Below are 1,421 nucleotides of genomic sequence, written 5' to 3'. Positions count from 1 at the left end.
GCCTGGGCGTCGACTTCGCCGCGGCGGGCGAGCATCTGCAGGGAACGGACCACCACGGAGTGGATGTCGTTCTTGAAGAAGCGGCGTGCCGCGGCGCGGGTGTCGGAGAAGCCGAAGCCGTCGGCGCCGAGCGAGGCGAACTCGTTCGGCAGGAACTGCCGGATCTGGTCCGGCACGGCCTTCATGTAGTCGGTGACCGCGACGATCGGCCCGGCGGCGCCGGCGAGCTGCTGGGTGACGAACGGGACGCGGGCGGGCTGGCCGGGGTTGAGGAAGGCTTCTTCCTCGGCGGCCATGGCGTCGCGGCGCAGTTCACTCCAGGAGGTCACGGACCAGACATCGGCGGAGACGCCCCAGTCCTCGGCGAGGATCCGCTGGGCCTCGAGGGCCCAGGGAACGGACACGCCGGAGGCAAGGATCTGGCTCTTGGGCCCTTCAACGTCCGACGCCGACACCCGGTAGATGCCTTTCAGCACACCGTTGACATCGAGGTTCTCGGGTTCGGCCGGCTGGAAGATCGGCTCGTTGTAGACCGTGAGGTAGTACATCAGGTTCCGGTCTGCGTCGTTGTCGGGGCCGTACATCCGCTCCAGCCCGTCCCGGATGATGTGGCCCATTTCGTACCCAAAGGCGGGGTCGTAGGTGAGCACTGCCGGGTTGGTGGCGGCGAGGATGGGGGAGTGCCCGTCGGCGTGCTGCAGGCCTTCGCCGGTGAGGGTGGTGCGCCCTGCGGTGGCGCCGATGATGAACCCGCGGGTCATCTGGTCCGCTGCAGCCCAGAAGGAATCGCCGGTGCGCTGGAAGCCGAACATCGAGTAGAACACGTAGATCGGCACGAGCGGCTCGCCGTGCGTGGCGTAGGAGGTGCCCGCGGCCGTGAACGCGGCCACCGCCCCGGCCTCGTTGATGCCCGGGTGGATCAGCTGGCCCTGGGCCGATTCCTTGTAGGCGAGGACCAGTTCCCGGTCAACGGACAGATAACCCTGGCCGTCCGGGTTGTAGATCTTCGCCGTCGGGAAGAACGCGTCCATGCCGAACGTGCGGGATTCATCCGGCACGATCGGGACAATGCGATGGCCGAACTTCTTGTCCCGGAGCAGGTCCTTGAGCAGCCTGACAAACGCCATGGTGGTGGCGGCCTGTTGCTTGCCGGAACCCCGTTTGGCGACCTCATATGTTGCGGGGTCGGGCAACTCCACGGGCGCATGGTCCGGCCGGCGTTCGGGGACGAAGCCGCCGAGTTCCTTGCGGCGGCCCATGAGGTACTGGATTTCCGGGGAGTCCATGCCGGGGTGGTAGTACGGGGGCCGGTAGAGGTCCGCTTCGAGCTGGTCGTCCGTGATCGGGATGCGCAGGTGGTCGCGGAAGGCCTTGAGGTCCGCGAGGGTGAGCTTCTTCATCTGGTGGGTCGCGTTGCGGCC

At 67.3% G+C, this 1,421-nt stretch carries 1 protein-coding gene; it reads right to left on the bottom strand.

Translation table 11 applies throughout. The features are described from left to right. Window positions 1-1,421, bottom strand: a 1,421-nt coding sequence (locus AC1DDO_RS22995) for a transketolase-like TK C-terminal-containing protein (protein ID WP_476972848.1), incomplete at both ends; no start/stop codon positions are given.

This window comes from Arthrobacter sp. 10N43 (assembly GCF_056394525.1).
This window is presented reverse-complemented; position numbering and strand designations above follow the sequence as displayed.